The organism is Microbulbifer agarilyticus S89 (genome assembly GCF_000220505.1).
GTDB lineage: Bacteria > Pseudomonadota > Gammaproteobacteria > Pseudomonadales > Cellvibrionaceae > Microbulbifer > Microbulbifer agarilyticus_B.
Genome location: NZ_AFPJ01000025.1, coordinates 1 through 24,639 on the forward strand (window position 1 = coordinate 1; position 24,639 = coordinate 24,639).

The following is a 24,639-nucleotide window of genomic DNA, read 5'->3' on the forward strand; positions in this document are numbered from 1 at the left end:
CTACTTGCTTCCGATAAATCTATTTCTGGTCGAAACCAGATGTCGATCCGTCGCTCCGCAAGCACCCACACATATTGCTTGATCGAATTTTTAAACAACTCAGTGCAGCGCTGGGCCATCACTGTGGGACGCGTATTCTACACATCCGATCCGCTGAAGCAAGGCTTTTCGCAGACTTTTTTGAAGCTCCGAAACCGTTATAAATCAACGCTTTCCAGTGCCTCGATCAACCTCTCGGTGACCCCGAGAAGGACGCGCATTATATGGCGCCAATCTCGTTTGGCAAGCTCTTTTTTAGAGCTTTTTTCAGCGCTGGAAACCGGCAAATAAATGACCTGGTTTTCAGCACTGGGGGACCGCCTGGAGCCCCGTCGAACCCTCAACAAAAGCACCGTTTAAACCGTGGCAACTCCGTTGAAGTGGCGCGCATTATAGCGACCGTTTCGACCTTGGCAAGCGCTTTTTGAAATTCATTTTTGCGAGAAAAACTCGTTGAAAATCAAAAGGTTAACTTACCTTCTCACCACCGATTGCGTTACCGCCTCGGCAGCGAGGGCGCGAACTATACGGAGCAGATCATCGGCTGGCAAGGAGTTTTTAGAAAACTTTTTTGCCGCCTCAACACCATTCCAGCGTCGCTTGCGTGAAGACTAAAAACACAACCTTCACACATAAAAAAACACCCTCAATTGAGAGTGTTTTAAATATGGCGGTGAGGGAGGGATTCGAACCCTCGATGAGTGTTAACCCATACGCCCTTAGCAGGGGCGCGCCTTCAGCCACTCGGCCACCTCACCAATCAGTTTTTCGCTCAGAGCGATCAAACGCTGCTGAACTTAAGCATTCCACAACTGCGCTTTTGGACAGTTGGTCTTGCTCCTGAAAGTGAGCGGCATCATACCAACGGCGAGGCAAAAATCAATGGGGAATCAATAACTTTTTGCGATTTCTTCACAAGCGCTCACAAATCATACAGGCACAAAAAAAGGCCGCCTAGCGACCCTTTTTTCATCAGCAAACTGCGCTGAATACTCCAGCCCTCAGTCGGCACTTCCCTCACTGGAGGATTGCTTTTCACGCTGGATCCGCTGGTAAATCTCTTCGCGGTGTACCGCTACTTCCTTTGGCGCGTTGACTCCGATTCGTACCTGGTTGCCTTTCACACCCAATACGGTAACCGTCACATTGTCACCAACCATCAGTGTTTCACCGATACGGCGGGTTAAAATTAACATTACCTACATCTCCTTGATCATCCTGTGATTTGGTACGACCGGTTATCCCTAGTCCGCACCTTGGATCATAATAACCCGAGAAGGCCGCAAACCGAGAATCTTGTCCGTCACTTTATTCAGTATCGTCCAGACGCGGAAAATCTCAATAGGTCGTACCACACGCCAAGCAACCGAATTGTTATGGTTGCCCGAAAGATCCTTCAGTTTGGTTATAGTTAATCGGTAATCTTGGACTCAGACAGCTCAAACGCGCTGTGTAGCGCTCGCACCGCCAGCTCGAGATAGCGCTCATCGATGATGACCGAGATCTTGATTTCGGAGGTGGTGATCATCTGGATGTTGATATTGTCCTGCCCCAACGCTTCGAACATGCGCGATGCCACATTGGCATGGGAGCGCATACCAACCCCGACGATGGATACCTTGGCAATCTTGTCATCGGCCACCACTTCGCGCGCACCCAGCTCGTCAGCAACGCGCTGCAATACACCCTGGGCCTTACCCAAATCGTTGCGGTGCACGGTAAAGGTGAAATCCGTAGTGCCGTCAATGGCACTGATGTTCTGAACGATTACGTCAACTTCGATATTAGCCGCACCCACGGGCCCCAGGATACGACAGGCAACGCCGGGGGTATCGGGAACACCGCGGATTGTGAGCTTTGCCTCGTCACGGTTGAACGCAATGCCGGAGACTACAGGCTGTTCCATATCGTTGTCTTCCTCATCCAGACTAATCAGTGTGCCGTTGCCCTCATCAAACGTAGAGAGGACCCGCAGCGGCACTTTGTATTTACCGGCGAACTCAACCGCACGAATTTGTAAAACCTTGGAGCCCAGGCTCGCCATTTCCAGCATTTCTTCAAAAGTAATGCGATCCAGGCGGCGCGCGCTGTCTACAACCCGTGGGTCGGTGGTGTAGACACCGTCAACATCGGTATAGATCTGGCACTCGGTGGCGTCCAGCGCTGCGGCCAGGGCGACGCCGGTGGTGTCGGAGCCTCCGCGCCCCAAAGTAGTGATGTTGCCTTCCTCATCCACACCCTGGAAACCAGCAACAACCACAACCTTGCCGGAATCGAGATCCCGACGCATACGCTCCACGTCGATACTTTGAATACGCGCTTTGGTATGTGCGTTGTCCGTAAGAATTTTTACCTGGCCGCCAGTGTAGGAGCACGCATCGTAACCACGCTTCTTCAGCGCCATGCTCAACAGGGCAATGGTCACCTGCTCGCCGGTGGATACCAGTACATCCATTTCCCGAGGATCAGGATTTTCCTGAATCTGGCTCGCCAGGCCGATCAGGCGGTTGGTCTCGCCGCTCATCGCGGAAAGAACAACAACCATATCGTGCCCCTGGGCTTTGAACCCGGCCACTTTGTCGGCCACCGCTTCAATACGCTCAATGGAGCCTACCGAAGTGCCGCCGTATTTCTGTACGAACAAACTCATCGTTCTAGTGTTCCTTACTACCTTGCTACGCGGCACCAAATCCGCGGGTGCCGCGCACTTAATCACCAAACCGCGGGCAAATCAACTGAAAACACGCAAACTATCCCAGAAAAAATTCGACAAGATTGCCAACTCCGGAACAATCGGCTGTTAGTTTCATTTGATATTGTTTTCTACCCACTCCGGGATCGCTTTGATCAGCGCAGGCAACGCAGCCACATCGGTACCACCGCCCTGGGCCATATCCGGGCGGCCACCACCTTTACCACCCAATTCACCGGCGGCAAAACGCATCAAATCGCCGGCTGCCAGTCTGCCAGTCAGGTCCTTGGTCACCACGGCCACCAGGGCAACTTTCTCTTCACCCGGTGCAGCGAGCAGCAGTACACCGCTACCCAGCTTGTTTTTCAGCTGGTCTGCCAGATCCCGCAAAGACTTCGCATCGGCACCATCAATCGAGGCTGCCAGTAATTTAACGCCCGCAACTTCTACCGCCTGGCTGGTCAGGTCGCCACCTGCACCACTGGCGAGACGGGTTTTCATGTTGGCGAGGTCTTTCTCCAGCTTGCGATTGCTGGCGATCAGCTGCTCAACCTTCTCACCAAGATTTTCCGGGCGCGCCTTGAGCAGCGCTGCGGCATGATCGAGACGCTGCTGGGCCAGATCAAACAGTGCCAGTGCATGCGCGCCGGTGACCGCTTCAATACGGCGCTGACCTGAGGCAATGCCGCTTTCGGCAACGATACGCAGCAGGCCGATGTCGCCGGTGCGCGCAACGTGGGTACCGCCACACAACTCTACGGAGAAGGCACCACCATCGGTGCGCTCACCCATGGTCAACACGCGCACGGAGTCACCGTACTTTTCACCAAACAGCGCCATTGCCCCTTTGGCTTTCGCGGTTTCAATATCGGTCTCTTCGGTTTCTACCGCGGTGTTGGCACGGATCTGACTATTTACCAGGGCCTCAATCGCGCGCAGTTGTTTGCTGGTCACCGCTTCCGGATGGGAAAAGTCGAAACGCAGGCGCTCGGAATCCACCAGAGAACCTTTCTGGGTGACATGCTCACCGAGCACTTTGCGCAACGCGGCATGCAACAGGTGCGTGGCGGAGTGATTCAACGCGGTGGACTGGCGCACATCGCCGGCAACTTCTGCGGTTACCACTTCACTGACAGCCAGGCTTCCGGAGAGCAACTTGCCCTGGTGCAGGTGGTTGGCCCCATGCTTGACGCAGTCGGCCACTTCGAAGCGGCCCGACTCGGACTGCAGGTAACCACTATCGCCTACCTGACCACCGGACTCCGCATAAAACGGGGTACGATCGAGCACGATGGCTGCAGACTCGCCTTCCGCAATGCGATCGACAAGCTCGCCATCTTTGATAATGGCTACCACATTGCCTTGCTCGGTGACGCGGTCGTAGCCGAGGAACTCGGTGGCTCCGTCCAGCTCGACGGTGTCGGTGTAATCCTGCTTGAATTTACCGGCTGCGCGGGCGCGCTCACGCTGGGCATTCATGGCCTTTTCATAGCCCGCCATATCCAGAGTCAGGCCGCGTTCGCGGGCAATGTCTTGGGTCAAATCGGTGGGGAAGCCATAGGTGTCGTGCAGGGTGAACACCAGCTCACCGGGAATTTCCGTACCCTCAAGGGAAGCCAGTGCTTCGTCGAGCAGCGCCAGGCCCTTATCCAGGGTCTTGGCGAATTGCTCTTCTTCCTTGCGCAGGGCGTTTTCAATTACGGACTGCTTTTCTTTCAGCTCGGGGTAGGCATCGCCCATTTCCGCAACCAGCGCGGCGACCAGCTTGTAGAAGAAAATGTCTTTGTGACCCAGCTTGTGTCCGTGGCGCACCGCGCGACGAATGATTCGGCGCAGCACGAAGCCACGACCTTCATTGGACGGCATTACCCCGTCGGCAATCAGAAAAGAGCAGGAGCGAATATGGTCCGCGATAACACGCAGGGACTTTTCTTCGGTATCGGAACAACCGACAACCTTGCCCGCCGCATTCAACAGCGCCTGAAACAGGTCGATCTCATAGTTGGAGTGCACGCCCTGCATCACCGCCGCGATGCGCTCGAGGCCCATGCCGGTGTCAACTGAAGGCTTGGGCAGCGGATGCAATTCGCCGTCTGCGGAGCGTTCGAACTGCATGAAAACCAGATTCCAGATCTCGATATAGCGGTCGAGATCGTCATTTTCCGATCCGGGGGGGCCACCGGGCACATCGGCGCCGTGGTCGTAGAAAATCTCGGAGCTGGGACCACAGGGGCCGGTATCCCCCATCTGCCAGAAATTGTCTTCGTCGAGGCGAGAGAAGCGCTCGGCACTTACGCCCATTTCTTTCAGCCAGATATCCGCTGCCTCATCATCGCTGATGTGCACGGTCACCCACAGGCGCTCTTCCGGAAGCTTCAATTCCTTGGTCAGGAATTCCCAGGCAAACTTGATCGCTTCGCGCTTGAAGTAATCACCGAAGCTGAAGTTACCCAGCATTTCGAAGAAGGTGTGGTGACGCGCGGTGTAGCCCACGTTTTCCAGGTCATTGTGCTTACCACCGGCGCGCACACAGCGCTGGGAGCTGGCGGCGCGAACGTATGGGCGAGATTCCTGCCCCAGGAAGGTATCTTTGAACTGCACCATGCCCGCATTAGTGAACAGCAGGGTCGGGTCGTTACCCGGCACCAGTGAGCTGGAGGGAACACGGGTGTGTCCCTGCTCGGCGAAATAGTTTAGAAATGCTTCGCGTATCTGTGCACTCTTCATTACAGGCTGCTTCCAAATCGTCAGTAAATTCTTATCGACCCCGGGTCACTCCCGAGCCAACTATTCAATCAATCTTGCAGGTCTTCAGCGAGCCCTGCCTCGGGCAGCTTGCGCTGCGCGAGCAAATGTATGTGCAAATGGAACACCGTCTGCCCGGCGCCGCGGCCATTGTTGACCACCAGCCGAAACCCATCTTGCAACTGCAGGCGCTCCGCCATTTGCGATGCTACCCACATAAGATGACCGAGCAGTGGTACATCTTCCTGGCGTGCGTCGGCCACGCTGACCAGCGGTTTACGGGGAATGATCAGCAGATGCGTTGGCGCCTGCGGGGCCCTGTCCTCGATGACGATACAGAGCTCATCTTCATACAGCCGCCGCGCCGGCAGCTCTCCGGCAATAATCCGGCTGAATACGCTGACTTCTTCCATGCTCGTCCCGCCCTGCTCGTCCTTGGCATCTGCGCGCTGCACCGGAACCCCGCGCAAACCCCGCCAGTGTCTTGCCGGTGGTCAGCACTCGAGGTTACTTGGCCAGTTTTTCGTCCGTGGTAAGGGGACGCGCTTCAGACTCCAGCATCACTGGAATACCATCGCGAATCGGGTAAGCCAGGCCACTCGCCTTGCACACCAGCTCCTGGGTTTCTTCGTGATATTCAAGAGGGGCCTTGCTGACGGGGCAAACCAACAAACTCAGTAATTTCTTGTCCATGTCTATCTCGGAATAACACTCGGATGGCGCCCCAGAACCCGACTCACGGGACTCTCCGGGGCCTAGGAGGGCCAAAAATGACCGCGTATGGTACAACGCTTTTTCGGTGTTTTCACGACTGAGGGGAGAAATCCCCCGCGCAGTCTACCGGCGGGGGAAGCGACGGTGGCGAGATGCCTAGAAGTGGCGGCAGGCGGAGACGGCGTTGCGCCACCCGGCGAGGAGCTCCTGACGCGTCTGTGCCGACATCTGCGGTAGAAAATCCTGCTCGATATCCTGCAGCGACGCCGGCAACGCCTCGCTTTGCCAGATTCCAGCGCCAATTCCCGCGAGCAGCGCTGCCCCAACCGCGGTGGACTCGATCTGACGGGGGCGCTCAATGCGCAGGTCGGAAATATCTGCCTGGAACTGCATCAGGAAGTTGTTGGCGCTCGCTCCGCCATCGACCCGCAGGCACTCGAGTTCAACCCCAAGGGTGCGCGCCATCAGCTCAGCCAGCTCGTGACTCTGATAGGCAATGGATTCGAGTGTTGCACGGACAATCTCGGCGCGCCCCGCGCCCCGCGACAGGCCAAAGATGGCACCCCGTGCATCAGCATCCCAGTAGGGAGCACCCAGGCCACTGAAGGCCGGTACCATATATACACCCCGCGTATTGGGGATTTCCTGCGCCATTTTTTCGGATTCTGCCGCCTGATGAATGATGCCGAGATCATCCCGCAGCCACTGCACCGCCGCACCGGCGTTAAACACGGCACCCTCGATCACAAACTGCGGCGCCCCTTTGGCATCGCAACCGATGGTGGTCAGCATGCCCTCTGGTACCAGCGGGCGCTCTTGGCCCGCGCTGGCGAGCAAAAAACAGCCGGTGCCGTAGGTATTCTTCATGGAACCAGGCTCGAAACAGCCCTGCCCGTAGAGCGCCGATTGCTGATCGCCGGCCACCCCGGCAATGGGTACCGAGGCACCGAGAAATACGGCGGGATCGGTGGTACCAAAGCTGCCCGCGGAGGGACGAATCTCTGGCAGGATCGCGGCCGGGCAATCAAACATCCGCAGCAGCTCCCTGTCCCACTGGCGGCGATCGAGATCGTAGAGCAAGGTGCGGCAGGCGTTGGTGTGGTCGGTGAGGTGCTGGCGGCCACCGGTAAAGCACCAGATAAGCCAGCTATCGATGGTGCCGAAACAGAGCTCACCGGCCTCTGCCCGGCGATGTAGCTCGGGTGATTCGCGAAATATCCAGCGCAGCTTGCTGGCGGAAAAATAGGCGTCCAGCAGCAATCCGGTTTTGGCCCGCACCATGGACTCGGCACCGGCATTGCGCAACTCACGGCAAATACCTGCAGAGCGGCGGCACTGCCACACCACCGCACGGTGCACCGGCTCACCGGTTGCGCGGTCCCACAGGACCGTCGTTTCACGCTGGTTGGTGATGCCCAGCGCGGAGAGATCCGACGGCTCGATTCCGGCACGCTTGATAGCGGCGGCACACACCTTGAGTGTGACCTGCCAGATTTCACTGGCGTCGTGCTCTACCCAGCCCGGCTGCGGATAGTACTGGGAAAACTCCGAGTAACTGCGCCCGCGCAGGTTGCCGTCGCGGTCGAAGACGAAAGCCGTGGTACCGGTGGTACCCTGGTCAATAGAGAGAATCATGGGCGCTCCTTGCCGTTATCCTCTATTAAAGTGACGCCTCTTGTACCGCGGGCGCCTCGGTAAATGGCATGACCCCAAACTCCGGATACACTTCCGTCGGATAGAAAAACTTGCCATTAGTGGTCACCATCGAGATGGTTTTTATTGCCTTTAGATCCTGAGTCGGGTCGCCAGGTACCAGGAAGAAGTCTGCCTGCTTGCCAACTTCAATGCTCCCCAGTGTGTCCGCATGCCCCAGATACTCGGCCATATCATAGGTGCCGCGTTTCAATGCTTCCGCAGCACTCATGCCAAACTCCTGGAATAGCTCCAACTCGCGGTGTTGCTCAAAAGCCCCACCCAGGTCGGTGCCCGGCACCAGCAAGATGCCCTTTTGATGCATCAGTGCCAGAGTATCGATGATTTTCTGGTAAGCCGCCTTGTAGGCCTGGTCTTCCGCCTCATCGGCCACGTTGAGCATGGCAACCTTGGCACGGCGCTGCACGCTGACCGGCATATTCTCGATGTAATCCAGTGCGCCCTGGCGAGTGACGCCATTTCTCGAAGTCATGCCAAGCTCGTGAATCACCGTGGTTGGATCAAGCGCAATATCGTTTGCAACCATCATCTCCAGGGTCCTGGCGACTTTGTCGCTGGTTAAATCCAGATCAACAAAACGCTTCATCCCCGTAATGCGGAACAAGGTGCGGGTGTCCTCTTCCGGGGTCAGCACCCACCCCAACATCAACTGGTTAATATGGGTGATCTCATTGTAGCCAGCCTCAATCATCTGGTCGGCGGTATAAAATGCGGGGACATGACCGGCAACCCGCAAACCCAGTTTGTGGGCCTCTTTGGCAATATCCGGGATCCACTCACCATTCATCGAGCTGTAAATCTTGATCTGTGTATAGCCACCTTTGGCCGCGTAATCCCGCACCAGCTGCAGCGCATCTTCCTTGGTCGGAGCCAATTCACCGGTTGAATTACTGTATTCACTGACGCCTTCGATAAAACCACTCTTGATAATGCGCGGGCCAATCAATTGTCCGCTGTCGATTTTTTCAATCAGCGACTCCAGCACATCTGACTCATTACCCATGTCGCGTACAGAGGTCACACCGGCAATCACGTTCAGCAGTGCATCGTTATCACTCATGTGGCCGTGCATTTCATACAAACCGGCCACCAATGTTCCGCCGGCCCCGTCGATGGTGACTTCAGCCGGGTTTGGCCCGGCCTGGACGCCGTCAATCGCGGAGATTACGCCATCTTTTACCAATACCGACACGGGCTGAGTGAGCGCAAGTGCGCTGGGATCGAAGATGCGGACATTGTTTACGCGCACCGGCTGTTCGTACTGATGCGTCACACGGCTGGCGATCTCTTCAAATCTGGCGGCGTTCAGTGACGCGGCCAGCTCCCGCAAGTGCTTTTCTTCACCCTCCAGCCCCTGACGAATAAATGCCGCCCGTGGCGACACAATTGCCACGAGTTCCTGCTGTGTATCCAGCACCAGGTACTGGGGATCCATATCGATACCACCGACTGCATACATGATGGCACTGAGCTGTTTATCTTCACCTGTTAATTGCAGCTCCCGCTTTGGTGTCACAACCAGATCACCCGCCGGCAGGGCCGGATAGCGATCGCCAGTGGCATCGAGCACCGCCCGGGTATACAGAAACAGAGCGTAAGGACTGGCGTTTTGCGCGATATAGATGGGGTTTGCGGATACATCTGCCTGCCCCTCACCGGATGCGGAGCGCCAGCGCGCGGTATCTCCAGTGCGCACATACTCTTCGTCCACCGCATTGCCAAACGTGGTTTTGCCGGTGATTTTCCACTCGGTGGGCACACCGCCCTCGCCTAACACGAGCGCTTCCTGGCTACTGGCACCGCGGCCATTGTTGCTGAAGCCAAAATCGATCTGCAGCTGGTTGCCAGTGCGAACGACGGTCATATCGCCCACGGTCGTGCCACCAAACATGACAGAAAAGGTTTCTTCCGTTTTACTTTCTTTCGTGTCCTGCACGTCATCTGCCGGTTTTGAACAGCCAAACAGAGCGAGCAGGAGCAGGAAGGTGGTTAATGTGCGCATGGAAAGTCCTTTGTAATCATTATTGGGACAGCATTGCATAGGCGTTTTTCGGCAGGCCCTGTGCGGGTCATACGGGCCTTGCCAAAGTATGTATTTGGCATTTTGACGAGTCAATGCGCCTCAGGGCAGGCCTTCGCCACTGACTGCTTCGCGCTCTAACGTATCCAACGCATAACCGATGGCATCTGCCGAGAAGCCCCGGTAGGCAAGGAAGCGCTGACGTCGCGCACGCTCACGCATCTGCTGCTCGCGCTTCAGGCTTGCCACCGCACCGCGACTGGCAAACTTGCGCTGCAATACCGAGTGGGCCAACTCGAACCAGTCTGTGTCGAGAGTGTCGATCGCGCTTGTGGCCATACTGCTGGGGATACCGCGCTGCTGTAGATCCTGGCGGATACGCAGGGGGCCGTGCCCACGCTGCACACGGGAGCGGGCGAACATCTCCGCAAAGCGCTGGTCGGATTGATAGTTGAGCTCTTCCAGCCGCAGGAACAGGGCTGAAAAATCCGCATCGGGGAATTTGGGAGAGAGCTTTTGGGTAAGCTCGCGACGCGAGTGATCACGTCGGGATAGCAGCTCAAGCGCTGCGGTGAACAGCGCCTGAGCGGGGTCGGGAGTGGAAAACACTGAAGTAAATGATACAGGGACTAAAATCAGCCCTCTGATACTTCCTCAGCGTCTTCAGTGACCGGCGTCATATCGCCGAGCAGCTGGGCACGCAGCTGGCCTTCGATTTCATTGCGGATATCCACATTTTCCTTGAGGAACTTCACCGCATTGGCCTTGCCCTGGCCAATCTTATCGCCCTTGTAGCTGTACCAGGCACCGGCTTTATCCACCAGACCCAGCTTCACGCCGTAGTCGATGATTTCACCAATCAGGTTAATACCCTGGCCGTACATGATCTGGAACTCGGTCTGCTTGAAGGGCGGCGCCACCTTGTTCTTCACGACCTTAACGCGGGTTTCGTTGCCCACCACCTCATCGCCTTCTTTCACGGAGCCGATACGACGGATATCCAGACGAACAGAGGAGTAGAACTTGAGCGCGTTACCACCGGTGGTGGTCTCCGGGGAACCGAACATCACACCAATCTTCATACGAATCTGGTTAATAAACACACACAGGGTGTTGGTGTTCTTGATGTTACCGGTGAGTTTACGCAAGGCCTGGGACATCAGGCGGGCCTGCAGGCCAACGTGTGAGTCACCCATTTCGCCTTCAATTTCCGCGCGCGGTGTCAGTGCCGCCACGGAGTCGACAATCAATACGTCTACCGCGCCAGAGCGCACCAGCATATCGGCCACTTCCAGCGCCTGCTCACCGGTGTCCGGCTGGGATACGATCAGTTCGTCCACATTAACGCCGAGCTTTTCCGCGTAAATCGGGTCCAGTGCGTGTTCCGCATCGACGAAAGCACAGGTACCGCCTTTGCGCTGTGCTTCCGCGATCACCTGCAGGGTCAGGGTGGTTTTACCGGAAGATTCCGGACCGTAGATCTCGACAATACGTCCACGGGGCAGGCCGCCAATACCCAAGGCTACGTCCAGTCCCAGAGAACCGGTGGAGATCGCAGGGATACGCTCGCGCTCCTTGTCTCCCATGCGCATAACGGTGCCTTTGCCGAACTGACGCTCGATCTGAGACAGCGCCGCCTGTAAAGCCTTGTCTTTATTGGAATCCATGACCCTTCCCATGTGTACCTGAAAATTGGTGAGAAATACTGCAATTGATACTGCTATTGGGGAAGGAGCTTAGTGAAAAATTACTGTATAAGCAACCAGTAATCGGGAATGGGCGGTATTGATTTTACAGCGCTCGGTTTTTGTACAGCAAGGTGGGACAAAGGTGCCAACCCTGGTCAGCGAGTGTGGCTTTGGGTGATGGCCAGCAGGCCCTCGAGGGCGGCAACCACCGTTTGCACCTGGATTTCCGCACGACTGCCCGCAAGCTGCAAGCAACGGGCCCTGACTTCCAGAGGCTCCTGCCCCTCGCCATGTGCCCATGCAATCCATACGGTACCCACAGGCTTCTCTTCGCTGCCCCCGTCGGGCCCGGCAATGCCGCTAACCGCAACCGAAACGTTGGCATCGAGGCGGTTCAGCACCCCCACCGCCATCTGTCGAACCACCGTTTCGCTGACGGCGCCATCGGTGTCCAGCGCGCGCTGATCGACGCCGAGGAAATTGCGCTTGATGCGATCGGCATACGATACCAGGGCGCCATCAAACCAGCCGGATGAACCGGCTACCGAGGTAATTGCTGCGGCAATGGCGCCACCGGTACAGGATTCAGCGGTGGTAACCTTCCACCCCAGCCGGGTCAACTCCGCGCCAAGATTTGCCGCAAGGCTCTTGGCCAACGACCCTTGCTGCGCTGTGCTCTCTTCCACCAAATATCCTTTTCCAAATATGCTCGAGACAATCTATATACGCATGCTAAATGCGCCTGGTGACTGAGGTTGTGCCCCCTGGCACAAAAGCGGCTACAGCGGTTGCAACTGCCCATTCAGATACAGGGTCTTGCCACTCGGGTCCTGGACCCGGAAACCGGTGCCGCCGTCGCCTCGAGTGTAGAGGAATTGCGCCGATGCCGGCAGTAACACCGGGCGCTTGAACTCCACACTCATACGGAAGGCCGCCGGCAGGCCCTGCTCACACGCCTCCGATTCCAAAGCGGCGAGACAGGCAGCTTTGGTCCACATACCGTGCACAATCGCGCTTGAGAAACCGAACAGGCGCGCCGAGGAAGCAAACAGGTGAATGGGGTTCCAATCACCGGAAACTTTGGCGTAGCTGCGCCCGGCTGCCTCCGAAATGGACCAGGGAATACTCGCGGCCCCCGCCATATCGGGCGTGTCCTGCGGGAACGGCGCCAGGTTCGCGTGCTTCGGGGCGTCTTTGTCGCCGTGCTTGCCGCGCACCAGCATCGCGCTCTCGCACTCCCATACCAGCTCGCCCCCCACCTTGACCCGGGTCACCAGGGCAAACTCGTATCCGCGCTTCACCGGCACCGGAGCCAGCAAATCACAGTGGATATCCATGGGCTCTTCAACCCGGATGGGCCGGTGCTGGGTAATCTGGTTGCGCAGATGCACCATACCGAGGACCGGGAAAGAAAAGGCATCGGAGACAAGCAGCTTTAAGTGCAGGGGCATGGCCAGCACAAACGGGTAAGTTGCCGGCAGATCAGTCCCCGCGGCAAAGCCACACACATCGCAGTAGGCACGCACGCGCTCGCGATCCACGCGCTGCTCACGCAGGCTGACGCTGGCCAGAACAGAGCGATTGGGTGCCAGGGGGGTACGCTTCTTGCGCGCAGTCAGGGCGCGGAAGTACAGCGGCAGTACCGCCGGACGGGCATTGAGCTCGATATGAAGAGGAGAAGATCTGTGGGTTGCCTTGGGCACAGCGATAATTCTCGGCATAAGTCTGATAGCTGCAGATAATAACCCGGGCCAGAGTGGCTAGCTAGAGACCATTCGGTCACACCACTCCGCCCGGCTCATCATTTTGCCTGTCAAAGATGCCGAAACAATGACAGGACGCCCGGCGATCAGCTCTCCGGCAGCTCGGAGATACCCATGTTGAACAGGGTGAAGCCGAAGATATCCGCGTACTGCTCGATAATCTTCGAGACCGGGGTACCGGCACCATGGCCGGCATTGGTTTCAATACGGATCAGGGTCGGCGCAGCGCCGGCCTGCTTGCTCTGCAGTTCGGCGGCGAACTTGAACGAGTGCGCCGGCACAACACGGTCATCGTGATCGGCCGTGGTTACCAGTGTCGCCGGGTACTCAGTGCCTGGTTGCACGTTGTGCACCGGCGAGTAACCCTTCAGATACTGGAACATTTCTTCACTCTCTTCCGCGGTGCCATAGTCGTAGGCCCAACCGGCGCCGGCGGTAAAGGTGTGGTACCGCAGCATATCCATAACGCCCACCGCGGGCAGCGCAACCTGGACCAGCTCGGGACGCTGAGTCATGACCGCACCCACCAGCAAGCCGCCATTGGAGCCGCCGCGAATCGCCAGATAATCGCTGGAGGTGTAGCCCTGATCGATCAGGAATTCACCGGCGGCGATGAAGTCATCGAACACATTCTGTTTCTGCAGCTTGGTACCGGCATCGTGCCAGCGCTTGCCGTACTCACCGCCACCGCGCAGGTTGGGTACCGCGTAAACACCACCAAGCTCCATCCACACCGCATTGGTAATGCTGAATGATGGCGTCAGGCTGATGTTGAAGCCGCCATAGCCGTACAGAATGGTCGGGTTCTTGCCATCAAGCTCCAGGCCTTTCTTGTGGGTAATCAGCATCGGCACGCGGGTGCCATCTTTGGAGGTGTAGAACACCTGCTTGGACTCGTACGCTGACGGATCAAACTGGGCACCGGACTCCCGGTATACGGACGACTCACCTTCGGCTACGTCAAACGCAAAAATCGTGGAAGGTGTTTTGTAGTTAGTGAAGGAGTAGTACAGGGTGGTGTCTTCACGCTTGCCGCCCAAGGAAGACGCACTACCTGGCCCCGGCAGGGCAATTTCACGGACTTTTTCACCGTCGTAGTCGTACTGGTAAATTTTGGACAGTGCATCGACCATGTACTCGGCGAAGAAATAGCCACCGCCGGTGGACGCCGTCAATACGTTGTCGGTTTCACCGATAAAGTCCTGCCAATTCGCCGGCGCTGGATTGGCGGCATCTACGGTAACAACTTTCTTGTTGGGTGCTTCGCGGTTGGTCACCAGGAACAGCTTGCTACCCTGGTTGTCGATCACATAGGTGTCGGAGTCGAAATCCGTGAGCACCGGTACCAGCGGCGCATCCGCCTTGGTGAGATCGCGAATAAACAGGTCGTTGCCGGAAGTGGAGGTCGCCCCGGAAATGACCAGGAAGCGATCATCTTCGGTCACCACACCAGAGACGTAGCGACGCTTTTCTTCCTCGGTGCCGCCGAATACCAGCGTGTCTTGCGACTGCGGCTGGCCCAGCTTGTGGTAGTACAGCTTGTGCTGGTCGGTTTTTGCCGACAGCTCACTACCATCGGGCTTGTCATAACTGGAATAGTAAAAGCCCTCATTCCCTTTCCAGGAAATACCGGAGAACTTCACGTCGACCAGCGGCTGCTCAAGGACTTCTTTGGTCTCGGCATCGATGATGAAGATCTTGCGCCAATCACTGCCACCTTCGGATACAGAGTACGCGGCGATGCGGCCATCTTTGGAAAACTTCAGGGTCGCCAGCGAGGTGGTGCCGTCCTCGCTGAAGGTATTCGGGTCGAGGAAAATTTCCGCTTCGCCGTCGCCCTTCTTGCGCCACACCACATACTGGTTCTGCAAACCATCGTTGCGATAAAAATAGGTGTAGTCGCCTTCCTTGAACGGCGAACCTACTTTTTCGTAGTTCCACAGGGCCTCGAGGCGCTGCTTCAGCGTATCCCGGTAAGGAATCTGATCCAGATAACCAAAGGTTACCGCGTTCTGCTCTTTCACCCAGGCCTCGGTCTCGGCACTGCGATCGTCTTCCAACCAGCGGTAAGGATCAGCCACTTCAGTGTCAAAATAGGTATCCACCACTTCGCCCATACGGGTTTCCGGGTAGGCCAACGCCACTGCGGCAACGGGCTGGGCCGTATCAGCCTCTTTCGCCACGTCTTGGGACTCTCCCGAGCAAGCTGCCAATACGCCGGCGGCCGCCAAGATGGTTATTTTTTTCACGTTTGAGATTCCTTCGGCTGGTGAATAAACGATTAAGCGAGTAATCCTGCAAATACTTGGGCGAGCAAGTATCCGCGCAAGAAACTGCGCCAGTATCTGGGGCGACTAGCAAACCGAATTCCTGCGGATGAATCAAGGAATTGGTACCGGGCGGCATCTGGCAAACCATTATCTGGAAAAAGCGAAACCCTGAAGAGTATTCGACCACCCAGGCCCTAGAGGCCAGATATTATTCCGAGAGAAATCTACACCAACATCGCCCCACAGACACCGGCGATGACCAGCGACGCCAGCACACTGAGCACGGCCCCCTCGCGAACCATCTCCTGGATACGCAGTTTGCCGGTGCCGTAGGCGATGGCATTGGGCGCCGTCGCCACCGGCAGCATAAAGGCACAGCTGGCACACATGGCGGCGGGAATCATCAGCACCATGGGGTCGAACCCAGCACTGGTGGCGACCACCGCGAGGATCGGCATCAACAACGTGGCGGTGGCCGTATTGCTGGTAATTTCGGTGAGGAAAGTGACCGACAGGCAGAGCAGAATCATCATTAACCAAAGCGGCATGGTGGTCAGGAAATTCAGCCCCTGCCCCATCATGTCGCTCAGGCCCGACGCTGAGAAACCTTTGGCGATGGCGATACCACCGGCAAACAGCAGCAGCATGCCCCAGGGAATACTCTCGGCCGTCTGCCAATCCAGCAGTCGCCCGCCCTTGCCGTTTGGAATCAGGAACATCAGCACCACCGCCGCCAGCGCGACCGTGCTATCACCCGCGTCGGGAACCCCCAGCAGGTCGCTCCAGCCACCAAACGGTTCATTGCGGGTTACCCAAAACAAGATGGCCACCCCGAACACCGCCAGGGTGCGCGCCTCTTCCGGGCGCCAGGGGCCAACAGCGGGCGCTTCGAGAGACTTGTGCAGATGAATCCCGCGGGTAAGCCACAGCGCCATCAGTGGCAAGGTGATCAATACCACCGGCAGTCCGATCTTCATCCAGCGGGCAAAACTGAATTCGCGGCCCGTCACTTCCTCGTAAATTCCCATAAAAATCACGTTGGGCGGTGTGCCCAGCGGACTACCTACCCCGCCGAGACTCGCCGCGTAGGCGATGCCCAGAATCAGGGCGACGGTGAGGCGGTGGTTGTCGGTACGGGAGGCAATCGCGAGCGCGATGGGCAGCATCATCAAGGTGGTTGCGGTGTTGGAGATCCACATACTCAGCAGACCTGCCGCGAGCATAAAGCCCAGCACCAGACGCCGCCCACTGGTAAGCCCCACCACACGCAGCATGTAGAGTGCGAGCCGTTCGTGCGCACCGCTTTTCTCCAGCGCTTTGGAGAGGATAAACGCCCCCATCAGCAACAGAATCACATGGCTGCCCAAGGAGGCGGCCACGCCCTTGTGATCCAACACCCCAAACAGAGGCAACAGCACAAATGGCACCAGCGACGTGGCCGGAATCGGCATCGCTTCGGTCACCCACCAGATGACGGTCAACAGGGTAATGGCCGCAGTTACCGCGGGCAGATACGCCATACCCGCTGCGGACAGGGCAAAATAACAGGCTACGGAGAACAAGGGCCCCAACAGCATTAACAAGGATTTTGGCACACGCATTTTCTTATTTTCCGTTCTCGCCGCACTCTGCTTGCGGCACTCATCTTATACGCCGGCGTTACTATTAAGGCTCACACCTAAGACTCACAAGGCTCACTTAATTCTTTGATCTGTGTTGCAGGATCTTTGCGAGCAGTCGGTGCAGCCACCGTCGACGTTACCGCCGGCCGCTTGCGCAACACCAAATCCTGCGTCTCCCAATCCACCGAGGGCGCCCGCTGCGCATCGCAGCCGGTTATGTTCCAGCACACAACCTGCACACGCACATCGCCGTCGACGGCACCCGGTTCGAAACGCAGGGTAACAAAATTGTTGTTGCAGCTCTTGGCCACACGCCCGACACCTTTGCCAATGGCGCTACCTGCCTGCAGGTACTCGACTTCCGCGCGGATATGGTCTGTCGGGCGATCGGGAAATTCTGCGAGGGTCTGGTCTGCCTCGGCGGCGGCACTGGGAAGACAGGCCAGCGGTGAAGACACGACCTCCACCACCAGCTTGCCCCCCAGATCAAAGCGGGCGAGGCGACTGAAATGCACATCCCCCGCCAGAATCAACAGGTCCTGGGAGCAATCGCGTATCGCCCGCACCAGGTCCTGGTACTGTCCGGTATCCGCCAGCGAGTGATCGCCCCACCCCCACTTTACCTGCAGCGACTTGAGCCGGCGTCCGTCGCGGAACTGCCAGCGCGTCAGCAGCGGTGCTGGCAGCACCAGTACACCGGGGCGGTCCAGCGCTCTGAGCCAGGTAGTGGCCGCGGCAAAGGTCTGCGTATCGGTGAAGTTGGCATCCCGTCCGGGAGCGCGCTGCAGGCGGGTATCCAGCACAAAGAACTTTAAAGCATTGGCCACGTCGAACTGGCTAGACAGCGCCCCCGACGGCAGCTGATACGCATCGAACAGCTCCCGCGCACAGCTTTGCCACTCGTCACGTACCTTGCGCGACCAGAGTGTGGGCAGGAAACCCGGGCGGTTGGGGAAGTCGTTCCAGAATTCGTGATCGCCGGCGAGGAAATAGTGGAAGCCCTGCTGCAATTTGGCGCGCAAGCCGCGCCGCCAGTTGCGCAGGTACTCTGTGGTAAAAACCGCGTTGAGCCTGCGGCGAATCGTCGTGCGCGAGCGAAAACCCAGCGGGGAAAAATTCCGGCTGCTGAAGCCGGGAATAAAGCGGGCACCCCAGCCGGTGTTGGAAAACGCCGTATCCAGATAAACCTGGTCACCGCCAAGAAAGGATACCTGAGGGCGGTGCGCTGCGGGCAACGCCTCGATTGCTTCGCGCAAGGCACCGCCGTCCGCCTCGCCATAAAAACAGGTTCCGTACCAGACATTGAAGCCACCCTCGAGCGTGCGCGGGCGCCCACGGCACTCCGCATGGGCAAGCTGCAGGGGAGATTCCTGTTGCCGCCACAAAGACAGCCGGTAGCGTACATCCGGGAGTAACGCGAGGGTTACCAGCGTAAACGCAACGCCAGGGGCAGACCGATCAAGTGTAAGCGGGATATCTCGGCGGGTTGCCTCCCGCGCGAGGTTTGCCGCTGCACCGTCGACGGGTTCAACCCGCAGCCAGTAACGCTCTGAAGAGACAGCGGCTCCGCTGTGCGCGGCTGGCGCAGGCTGTGGATCGTTGAACTCGGCCACCCAGACCTGCCCTGAATCGCCCTCCCCATAGCCGTGCGGCACGATCATATAGCGATCGCAGTTTGCCTCCCCAATGGGGTAACCGTGATCTCCGCCCGAGACCTCTTCCATCGTCGAATCGGCCGCAGTAGTTTGAATCCTTGTATCCATGCCCCAATAAATTCCCTAAGCACCCTGTTATATCCTTCTCAACACGCGAGAGGCGGGCAACATGGTCGCAGAAATTCACCTCAGGTCAATGATCGACCCGGTATCTCAGGTAACAGGCAGGAACTTCGTGTGAATGGTTTTCTCGTTGTAATTCTCATCGCCGTGCTAGCGTGGGTAGTGCCATTTTTGTGGCAGCGCTGGCGTCGCGATTATCTGCGCTCGCGCCCCCTGAGTGCGAAGCAGGAACGTATCCTGGCTAACCGGCTGGCCCTGTTTCGCTATTTACCGGCGCCGAGGCAGCAGGAACTCAAGGAGAATATCAGCCTGTTCCTGCGAGATAAGGAGTTTGTCGGCTGCAACGGGCAAGTCATTACGGAAGACATTCGCGTTACCATCGCTGCGCATGCCTGCCTGCTGTTACTGGAGCGCCCCAACAACTGCTACCCCGACCTGAAAACCGTACTGGTGTATCCCGATGCGTATGTCGCCAGGGAAACCCGCCACGATGGACATGTGCAGTCATCCCATATGAGTGCACGCGCCGGCGAAGCCCACTACCGGGGCCCGGTGGTATTGTCCTGGGGAGATCTGATCGATGGGCTGCAGAGCCCGGACAGTGGCCACAACGTGGCGATTCATGAGTTTGCCCACAAGCTGGATGAGGAAGATGGCTATGTGGACGGACGCCCACCGTTTGAGAACAGCACCGACGGCAAAACCTGGGCGCCGGTCATGCGCGAGGCATTTACCGAGCTGCGCCAGCGAATTCAAATAATGCATGCGGATAGCGGGCTGTCGGCGACCGAAAGCGCGGCGACGCTGGGAGAGAAGCCTTCGGTACTGGACACCTATGGTGCCCAGTCACCGGCAGAGTTCTTTGCGGTGGCAACGGAAGCGTTTTTTATTATTCCGACGGCGATGGAATCGGCGCATCCGGCACTGTATCGGGAGATGCAAAAATTCTTCCGAACAGATCCGGCCGCATTGCTGCGTGGAAATCGTCCGGGCGGTTGATATCACAGTTGATCGCGGGATCCGCGACTTCCACGTCGACCACCGCATCGGCAAAAATGCGCAACACCTTTTCCATTCCGGTATTGCGCAGCCGCGATAATGCGGAGAGGTACTTGCGCCCGATGGCAATGGGGTACCCTCGGGTGCCGGCACATACGGGCACGCAAATGCGGTCTTCTTCCGCGGCCTGCATGAGCGTGGCCAGTGTTTCCGGCTCAACAAACGGCATATCCCCCAAACATACCAGTACTGCCTTGGGGTTAGCGCCAGACCGCTGCAACTGTTCGACCACATGGGCCAGGCTGGTGCCAATGCTCACCGGCCATACCGGTGCGTGAATGACTTGTACGGGCAGTTTCTTCAGGCCATTGGCAAGTACGGAGTCGCGTGCGCGCAATACCACCTGCACCGAGGCGTGCTCAAATTTGTCGGCGGCATCCAGAGCCGTCTGCAATGTACGCAATATCATGGGCTCCCCATGAATACTGGCGAGGCGCTTATCAGTGCCAAATCGATGAGAGTAACCGGCGGCCAGAACCACGATCGAATATTCCATTATCTTTCTCGCATCGCTTTTTTTAGGTTCAATTTATATAGCTGGTCAGTAGTCCTTCTTCCACTGTAGCTCGACACTTCCGGCACCACTTTCGCTTCCGTCGGAGGATTTGATGTCGAGGCGCAAATTCTTGCGCAGCTCAATTTGCATCTCTGCCTGCCAGGGATTAAGCGGGTCGGTACTACGCTGTAACTCGAGATAGATGCGACTGGTGATGTATTTGCCCAGACTGAGGGAATACTGGTCTCCCTCATCGGTGGCCTCGGTATCGAAGTCCAAGGTATCCAGCCCTACCAGGTCACGGGTGCTGGCCAGCGGGTCAAAGCCCGTGCCGCCGGTCTGCAGCGTACGCACCACACCGACCAGGCGAACCGCCTGCAGCGGGGAGATATCGGTCAACGATTTGCCAAACAGAAGCTGGGCGAAAATTTCATCCTGGGCGGCGGCGGGGTTCGAGCTGAATTCGATTTTGGGATCATCTGTGGTGCCGGAAATTTCTGCGGTAATCTCACCATCGGCATAGGTATGCACGCCTTTTACATAAATCGCCGCCACATTATTTTCGAACTGTACTTCTCCTTCCTGCAGGTCGAATTTTTTCCCCAGCAAATCAAACTTGCCGCGTACGATGGTAATGGTGCCCGCTGCTTCCGGGCTCGCGGCGGTACCGCGGATGTCTACCTCGCCCTTGAGCTGTGAGTCCAGCCCTAGGCCCCTGACGAAAGATTGCTGGTCCAGCACCACCTCAACCTGCAAGCCAATATTTTCCAACAATTGTGAGCCCGCGGCTTCGCTGTCGCCCCCGTCGACTTCCACCTCGATTACATCAATTTCCGGCACACTGCTGCCAATAAAATGCTCCACCTGCACGGTCAATGGCCGCAGGTTGATGGTGCCCGCCAACAAAGCATCTTCGGTACTACCGGAGAGGCGCAAGTCACCATTAATCGCCCCTTTGGCACCGGGCATATTGAGCAGGTGGGCTTTGCGCGCAGACAGAGTGAAATCAAGCGTCGTCGCTGCGGAGGCATTAAAACGAGCGGCGCCGGTCAATTCCACCCGGCCACGATCACGGTCGCGGGCGCTGGCCTCGACAATCCGCCATGCATCAGGTGTCAGCTCGGCAATAAACACCAGCTGTCGCAAGCGTGTATTGCTGGGGCGGTGCTCGTAGTAACCCTCGCGCAGATTGATATTGCCGCGCAGGTTGGGTGTGCGGCTGGTGCCCTTGGCAGACAGGTCAAAGTTCAGGTTGCCGCGCAGGGTGTGTATTTCCGGGTCGTAGAGCACGCCCAGCGCCGCCAGGTCGGCACTGCCACCGGCATCAAAATCGATGGGAAGCGGCGGGCGCTCCGCCGATGTCTTTTCGCTGAACAGTTGCGTAAGAATTGGGGCAATGGCAAGAGTGGCGCGGGCGTTGGCGGCCTGCCGGCTGCCGTGGCTTGCCCCCAGTTGAATCTGCAGGTTCTCGGCCAGGGTTTCCCAGCTCAGCGAGAGGATCACCGGAACCTGCACCAGCGCATCGTTCTGCAAGGCCGGAGCCTGCCCGGTAATGCGCAATTCGCCAGAAAGATCCGGGTTGCGCGGGGTTCCGGATGCGCTGGCGCGCAGCGACAACTCGCCGGTATCGCTGATATCCGCATTTAACCAGCTACTAAAATCCGCCAGCACTGCCTGCGCGCTCATTTGCAGGTCGAGGCCAGAGGCACTCATGGCGCCATCGATGTTGAGCTGGTTGCGATCCGCCCAGAGTAACTGCACTTCCGATAGGGTAATAGCCGCCTGCCCGTAACTGATATCCCCCTGGGCCTGCCAGGGCTCCCCCTGAAACTCGCCCATACCCAGCACATTGACGCTGGCCTCCAGCGACGTAAATGGGCCGGTAAAGTTGCCGTCGAGGCTCAATTCGCCACTCAGGGAGTGCGGGAGCGACACCCCCGCCAGCTTCGCAAGGCCAATGGGAATATTGCGCCCGGCGACACTGCCATTTACTTGCTGTGCCTTCGGCTCCAGCACGCCATTTATTTCCAGCCAGGCACTACCCGCGGCACGCGCGCGCTCGGCGTCCTGCGCCAGCGCCCGGGTACCCACTACCCGCTCAGTAGACTGACGCAATGGATAGGCTTCGTCGGGGTCGATCACTTCGCCCGCGCGCAAGGACTGCTGGGAGGACTGTTGAAAGGACTGCTGCGCCAACCCGGAGCTGCTACTGAATAAATCGAGACGCAGCCGGTCAAAGGTAATCGCATCCAGGTTGCCCGCCGCGCCGCCCCTGAGACGGTAGCGATAATCCCGATACTCGCCATCGGAGTTGATTCGGGCGGACATTTTGGGGTTGTCCCAGGGGCCGGTTACCGACACCACCGCATCCAGGTCTACCCGGGTACCCGGATCAACCGGCACATTAAATTGTTCCGCCGGTTGCAGACCACGGGCCGCGACATCAAGCTGGAGCTGCAGTGTCTTGCGCTCCACGGCCACCTCGCCACTGCCGCTTACGCGCAGCCCCTCGCCCTCCAGCAACACGTCCTGCAGCGCAAAATTTTCCAGATTGCCGCTGGCGTGAGCCTTCGCATCCACCGCAAAACTGCGATACTGCAGTGCGCTGGTGACTTCCACGGTGAGATTCGGGTTGTCCCATGCACCTTTGGCGGTCACACGCAGCTGCTCAAGGGTGCCCGCAACATCCGCTGGAATGTCCACATTTTGCGTTTGCTCGATGCCCGCAAGTATCTCGCGCACTTCGTCCAGCGACAGCTGCGCGAGCGACGCCTTGACGTCGATTGACTTACCCCCGACATCCACATTGCCCGCGACCGTTGCGCGGGCATCGGCCAGTGATAGCTGGGCCGAGCGGATATGAATATTGTCTTCCTTGGTTGCCACCTCGCCATTGAAGCGAAGCGGCTGGGACTGAAAGCTCGAACGCAATTCCAGCGTGCCATTGGCACTCGGCAACTTTAACGGCCCCTGGATATCGAGTTGGGCGGACAGCCAACCCCCTTGGAGAAAATTCTGAAATGGCTGTGAAATAGCAACCGGTAAGCGATTCAGTCGCAATTTTACGTCGACCGATTCGGCATCAACCTCACCGCGCACGGTATGGAATGTGTCATCCACACGCAAAGTGAGGTCCCTGGTCGCAACCGACCACGGGGACAGAGCCAGCTCTAGGGTTCCCTCAAGGCCAAAGCGATGACTCACCAGCGGCAGGGAGAACTCTTCCACCGTGACCTGCACACTGTTTTTGTCGCGCACCTGCAAAAGCACGCGACCGTCCGCGTCCAGTGCTTCGCCCTCGGGAAGATGCAGCGAGCGCCCGAGGAAGCCGCCGGCTAATTCACTGGCGGACAGTGTCAGTCGGTATTCCTGCTCCGATTCCATCTGGCCATCGAGCCGCAGGTGCAGCTGATGCCCCTGATGCTCGGCCACCTCCAACGAGAGCGCCGATGGCTCACCGGGCCATTGATAACTACCCCGCCCGTCGACCTTCAGCACGGGCAGCCCCTGCACGGCCGCGTCGCGAATCGTCAGGCGGTTGATTGCCAGCTTCTCCAGCCACACCGCGGGAATGGTGAGCGCGCTGCTTTGTGGAGGCGCTTGCTCCTCGTCCTCGCCGTTGCCCTGCTGCAGGTATGCCTGCAGTACCGTGTTATCAAACAGCAGCGCTTCGGCAGAGATCTCGGGAATATGTACCTGCGTCTGCAACAGCGGCCACAGGTCGACGTGCAGCGTCAGTTTCTGCCCCTCGAGCAGCGTGCGCTCCTTGTAGCGTACGCGCAGTAACTCGAAGTACCACTTGCCCCACTGCGGGCTGCGCATACCCTCAGCATGAATTTCGAGATCCGGCAGGTAGTGACGGGCAGCGGCAAGGCCCGCCTGGGTCAGGGTTTCCCGGCCTTTTTCCGAGCCGAGAAACACCAGTGCAAAACACAAGGGCAGCAAGACAAAGACCGCGAGCAGGGTCAGGCGGGGCCGGTTGCGCCATGGCCGCAGTCGTTGCCGACGCGGTGATTTTGCCTGGTTTGCGTCCACCATGG

18 protein-coding genes and 1 tRNA gene are annotated in these 24,639 nt (G+C 58.0%); 2 read left to right on the forward strand and 17 right to left on the reverse strand.

Annotation, left to right across the window (positions count from 1 at the left end; translation table 11 throughout):
- On the forward strand, positions 1-330 hold a 330-nt coding region (locus tag AS89_RS18630; protein WP_237709652.1), incomplete at its 5' end, for a hypothetical protein.
- A 377-nt stretch (positions 331-707) separates the two neighbouring features.
- On the opposite strand, the gene AS89_RS0107265 is transcribed toward AS89_RS18630, so the two are convergent.
- The 15 genes from AS89_RS0107265 to AS89_RS0107335 form a co-directional block, all read right to left on the reverse strand.
- Positions 708-797: transfer RNA gene (locus AS89_RS0107265), tRNA-Ser, on the reverse strand.
- Positions 798-1,040: 243 nt separating this feature from the next.
- Positions 1,041-1,235, reverse strand: coding sequence for a carbon storage regulator CsrA (csrA, locus tag AS89_RS0107270; protein ID WP_010131831.1), 195 nt, complete (start codon positions 1,233-1,235; stop codon positions 1,041-1,043).
- 215 nt (positions 1,236-1,450) lie between these two features.
- Positions 1,451-2,689, reverse strand: a complete 1,239-nt coding sequence (locus tag AS89_RS0107275) for an aspartate kinase (RefSeq protein ID WP_010131833.1) — start codon at positions 2,687-2,689, stop codon at positions 1,451-1,453.
- Positions 2,690-2,845: 156 nt separating this feature from the next.
- The gene (gene alaS / locus AS89_RS0107280) at positions 2,846-5,458 is read right to left on the reverse strand and encodes an alanine--tRNA ligase (protein ID WP_010131834.1); all 2,613 of its coding nucleotides are present in this window, start codon (positions 5,456-5,458) and stop codon (positions 2,846-2,848) included.
- Between the two features lie 68 nt (positions 5,459-5,526).
- Positions 5,527-5,889 carry a histidine triad nucleotide-binding protein gene (locus AS89_RS0107285; RefSeq protein ID WP_029249865.1) on the reverse strand — a complete coding sequence of 121 codons (363 nt, stop codon included), beginning with the start codon at positions 5,887-5,889 and terminating at the stop codon, positions 5,527-5,529.
- Between the two features lie 94 nt (positions 5,890-5,983).
- On the reverse strand, positions 5,984-6,169 hold the full coding sequence (locus AS89_RS0107290; RefSeq protein WP_010131836.1) for a Trm112 family protein: 186 nt from the start codon (positions 6,167-6,169) through the stop codon (positions 5,984-5,986).
- A gap of 177 nt (positions 6,170-6,346) precedes the next feature.
- Entirely contained in the window at positions 6,347-7,825 is a 1,479-nt protein-coding gene (glpK, locus tag AS89_RS0107295; RefSeq protein WP_010131837.1) for a glycerol kinase GlpK, read from the reverse strand.
- 25 nt (positions 7,826-7,850) lie between these two features.
- Complete coding sequence (locus AS89_RS0107300) at positions 7,851-9,905, reverse strand: amidohydrolase family protein (protein ID WP_010131838.1); 2,055 nt, start codon at positions 9,903-9,905, stop codon at positions 7,851-7,853.
- A gap of 120 nt (positions 9,906-10,025) precedes the next feature.
- Positions 10,026-10,532 (reverse strand): regulatory protein RecX, encoded by a 507-nt coding sequence (locus AS89_RS0107305; protein ID WP_010131839.1) that lies wholly within the window; start codon positions 10,530-10,532, stop codon positions 10,026-10,028.
- Positions 10,533-10,558: 26 nt separating this feature from the next.
- Positions 10,559-11,590 (reverse strand): recombinase RecA, encoded by a 1,032-nt coding sequence (gene recA, locus AS89_RS0107310; protein WP_010131840.1) that lies wholly within the window; start codon positions 11,588-11,590, stop codon positions 10,559-10,561.
- Between the two features lie 176 nt (positions 11,591-11,766).
- A complete protein-coding gene (locus tag AS89_RS0107315) occupies positions 11,767-12,297 on the reverse strand; it encodes a CinA family protein (RefSeq protein WP_010131841.1) in 531 nt (176 codons plus the stop codon).
- Between the two features lie 93 nt (positions 12,298-12,390).
- Positions 12,391-13,314 (reverse strand): MaoC/PaaZ C-terminal domain-containing protein, encoded by a 924-nt coding sequence (locus AS89_RS17130; protein WP_010131842.1) that lies wholly within the window; start codon positions 13,312-13,314, stop codon positions 12,391-12,393.
- Between the two features lie 146 nt (positions 13,315-13,460).
- Entirely contained in the window at positions 13,461-15,623 is a 2,163-nt protein-coding gene (locus AS89_RS0107325) for a prolyl oligopeptidase family serine peptidase (RefSeq protein ID WP_029249867.1), read from the reverse strand.
- Between the two features lie 245 nt (positions 15,624-15,868).
- Positions 15,869-17,245, reverse strand: coding sequence for an SLC13 family permease (locus tag AS89_RS0107330; protein ID WP_010131844.1), 1,377 nt, complete (start codon positions 17,243-17,245; stop codon positions 15,869-15,871).
- A 77-nt stretch (positions 17,246-17,322) separates the two neighbouring features.
- Positions 17,323-19,029, reverse strand: a complete 1,707-nt coding sequence (locus tag AS89_RS0107335; RefSeq protein WP_138976373.1) for a hypothetical protein — start codon at positions 19,027-19,029, stop codon at positions 17,323-17,325.
- 129 nt (positions 19,030-19,158) lie between these two features.
- Between AS89_RS0107335 and AS89_RS0107340 the strand changes: the two genes are divergently transcribed.
- A complete protein-coding gene (locus tag AS89_RS0107340; protein WP_010131846.1) occupies positions 19,159-20,043 on the forward strand; it encodes a zinc-dependent peptidase in 885 nt (294 codons plus the stop codon).
- On the opposite strand, the gene AS89_RS18405 is transcribed toward AS89_RS0107340, so the two are convergent.
- A complete protein-coding gene (locus tag AS89_RS18405; RefSeq protein WP_081475696.1) occupies positions 19,934-20,599 on the reverse strand; it encodes a nucleotidyltransferase family protein in 666 nt (221 codons plus the stop codon). The genes AS89_RS0107340 and AS89_RS18405 overlap by 110 nt on opposite strands.
- A 45-nt stretch (positions 20,600-20,644) precedes the next feature.
- Positions 20,645-24,637 (reverse strand): translocation/assembly module TamB domain-containing protein, encoded by a 3,993-nt coding sequence (locus AS89_RS0107345; RefSeq protein ID WP_010131848.1) that lies wholly within the window; start codon positions 24,635-24,637, stop codon positions 20,645-20,647.
- Between the last annotated feature and the right edge of the window lie 2 nt (positions 24,638-24,639).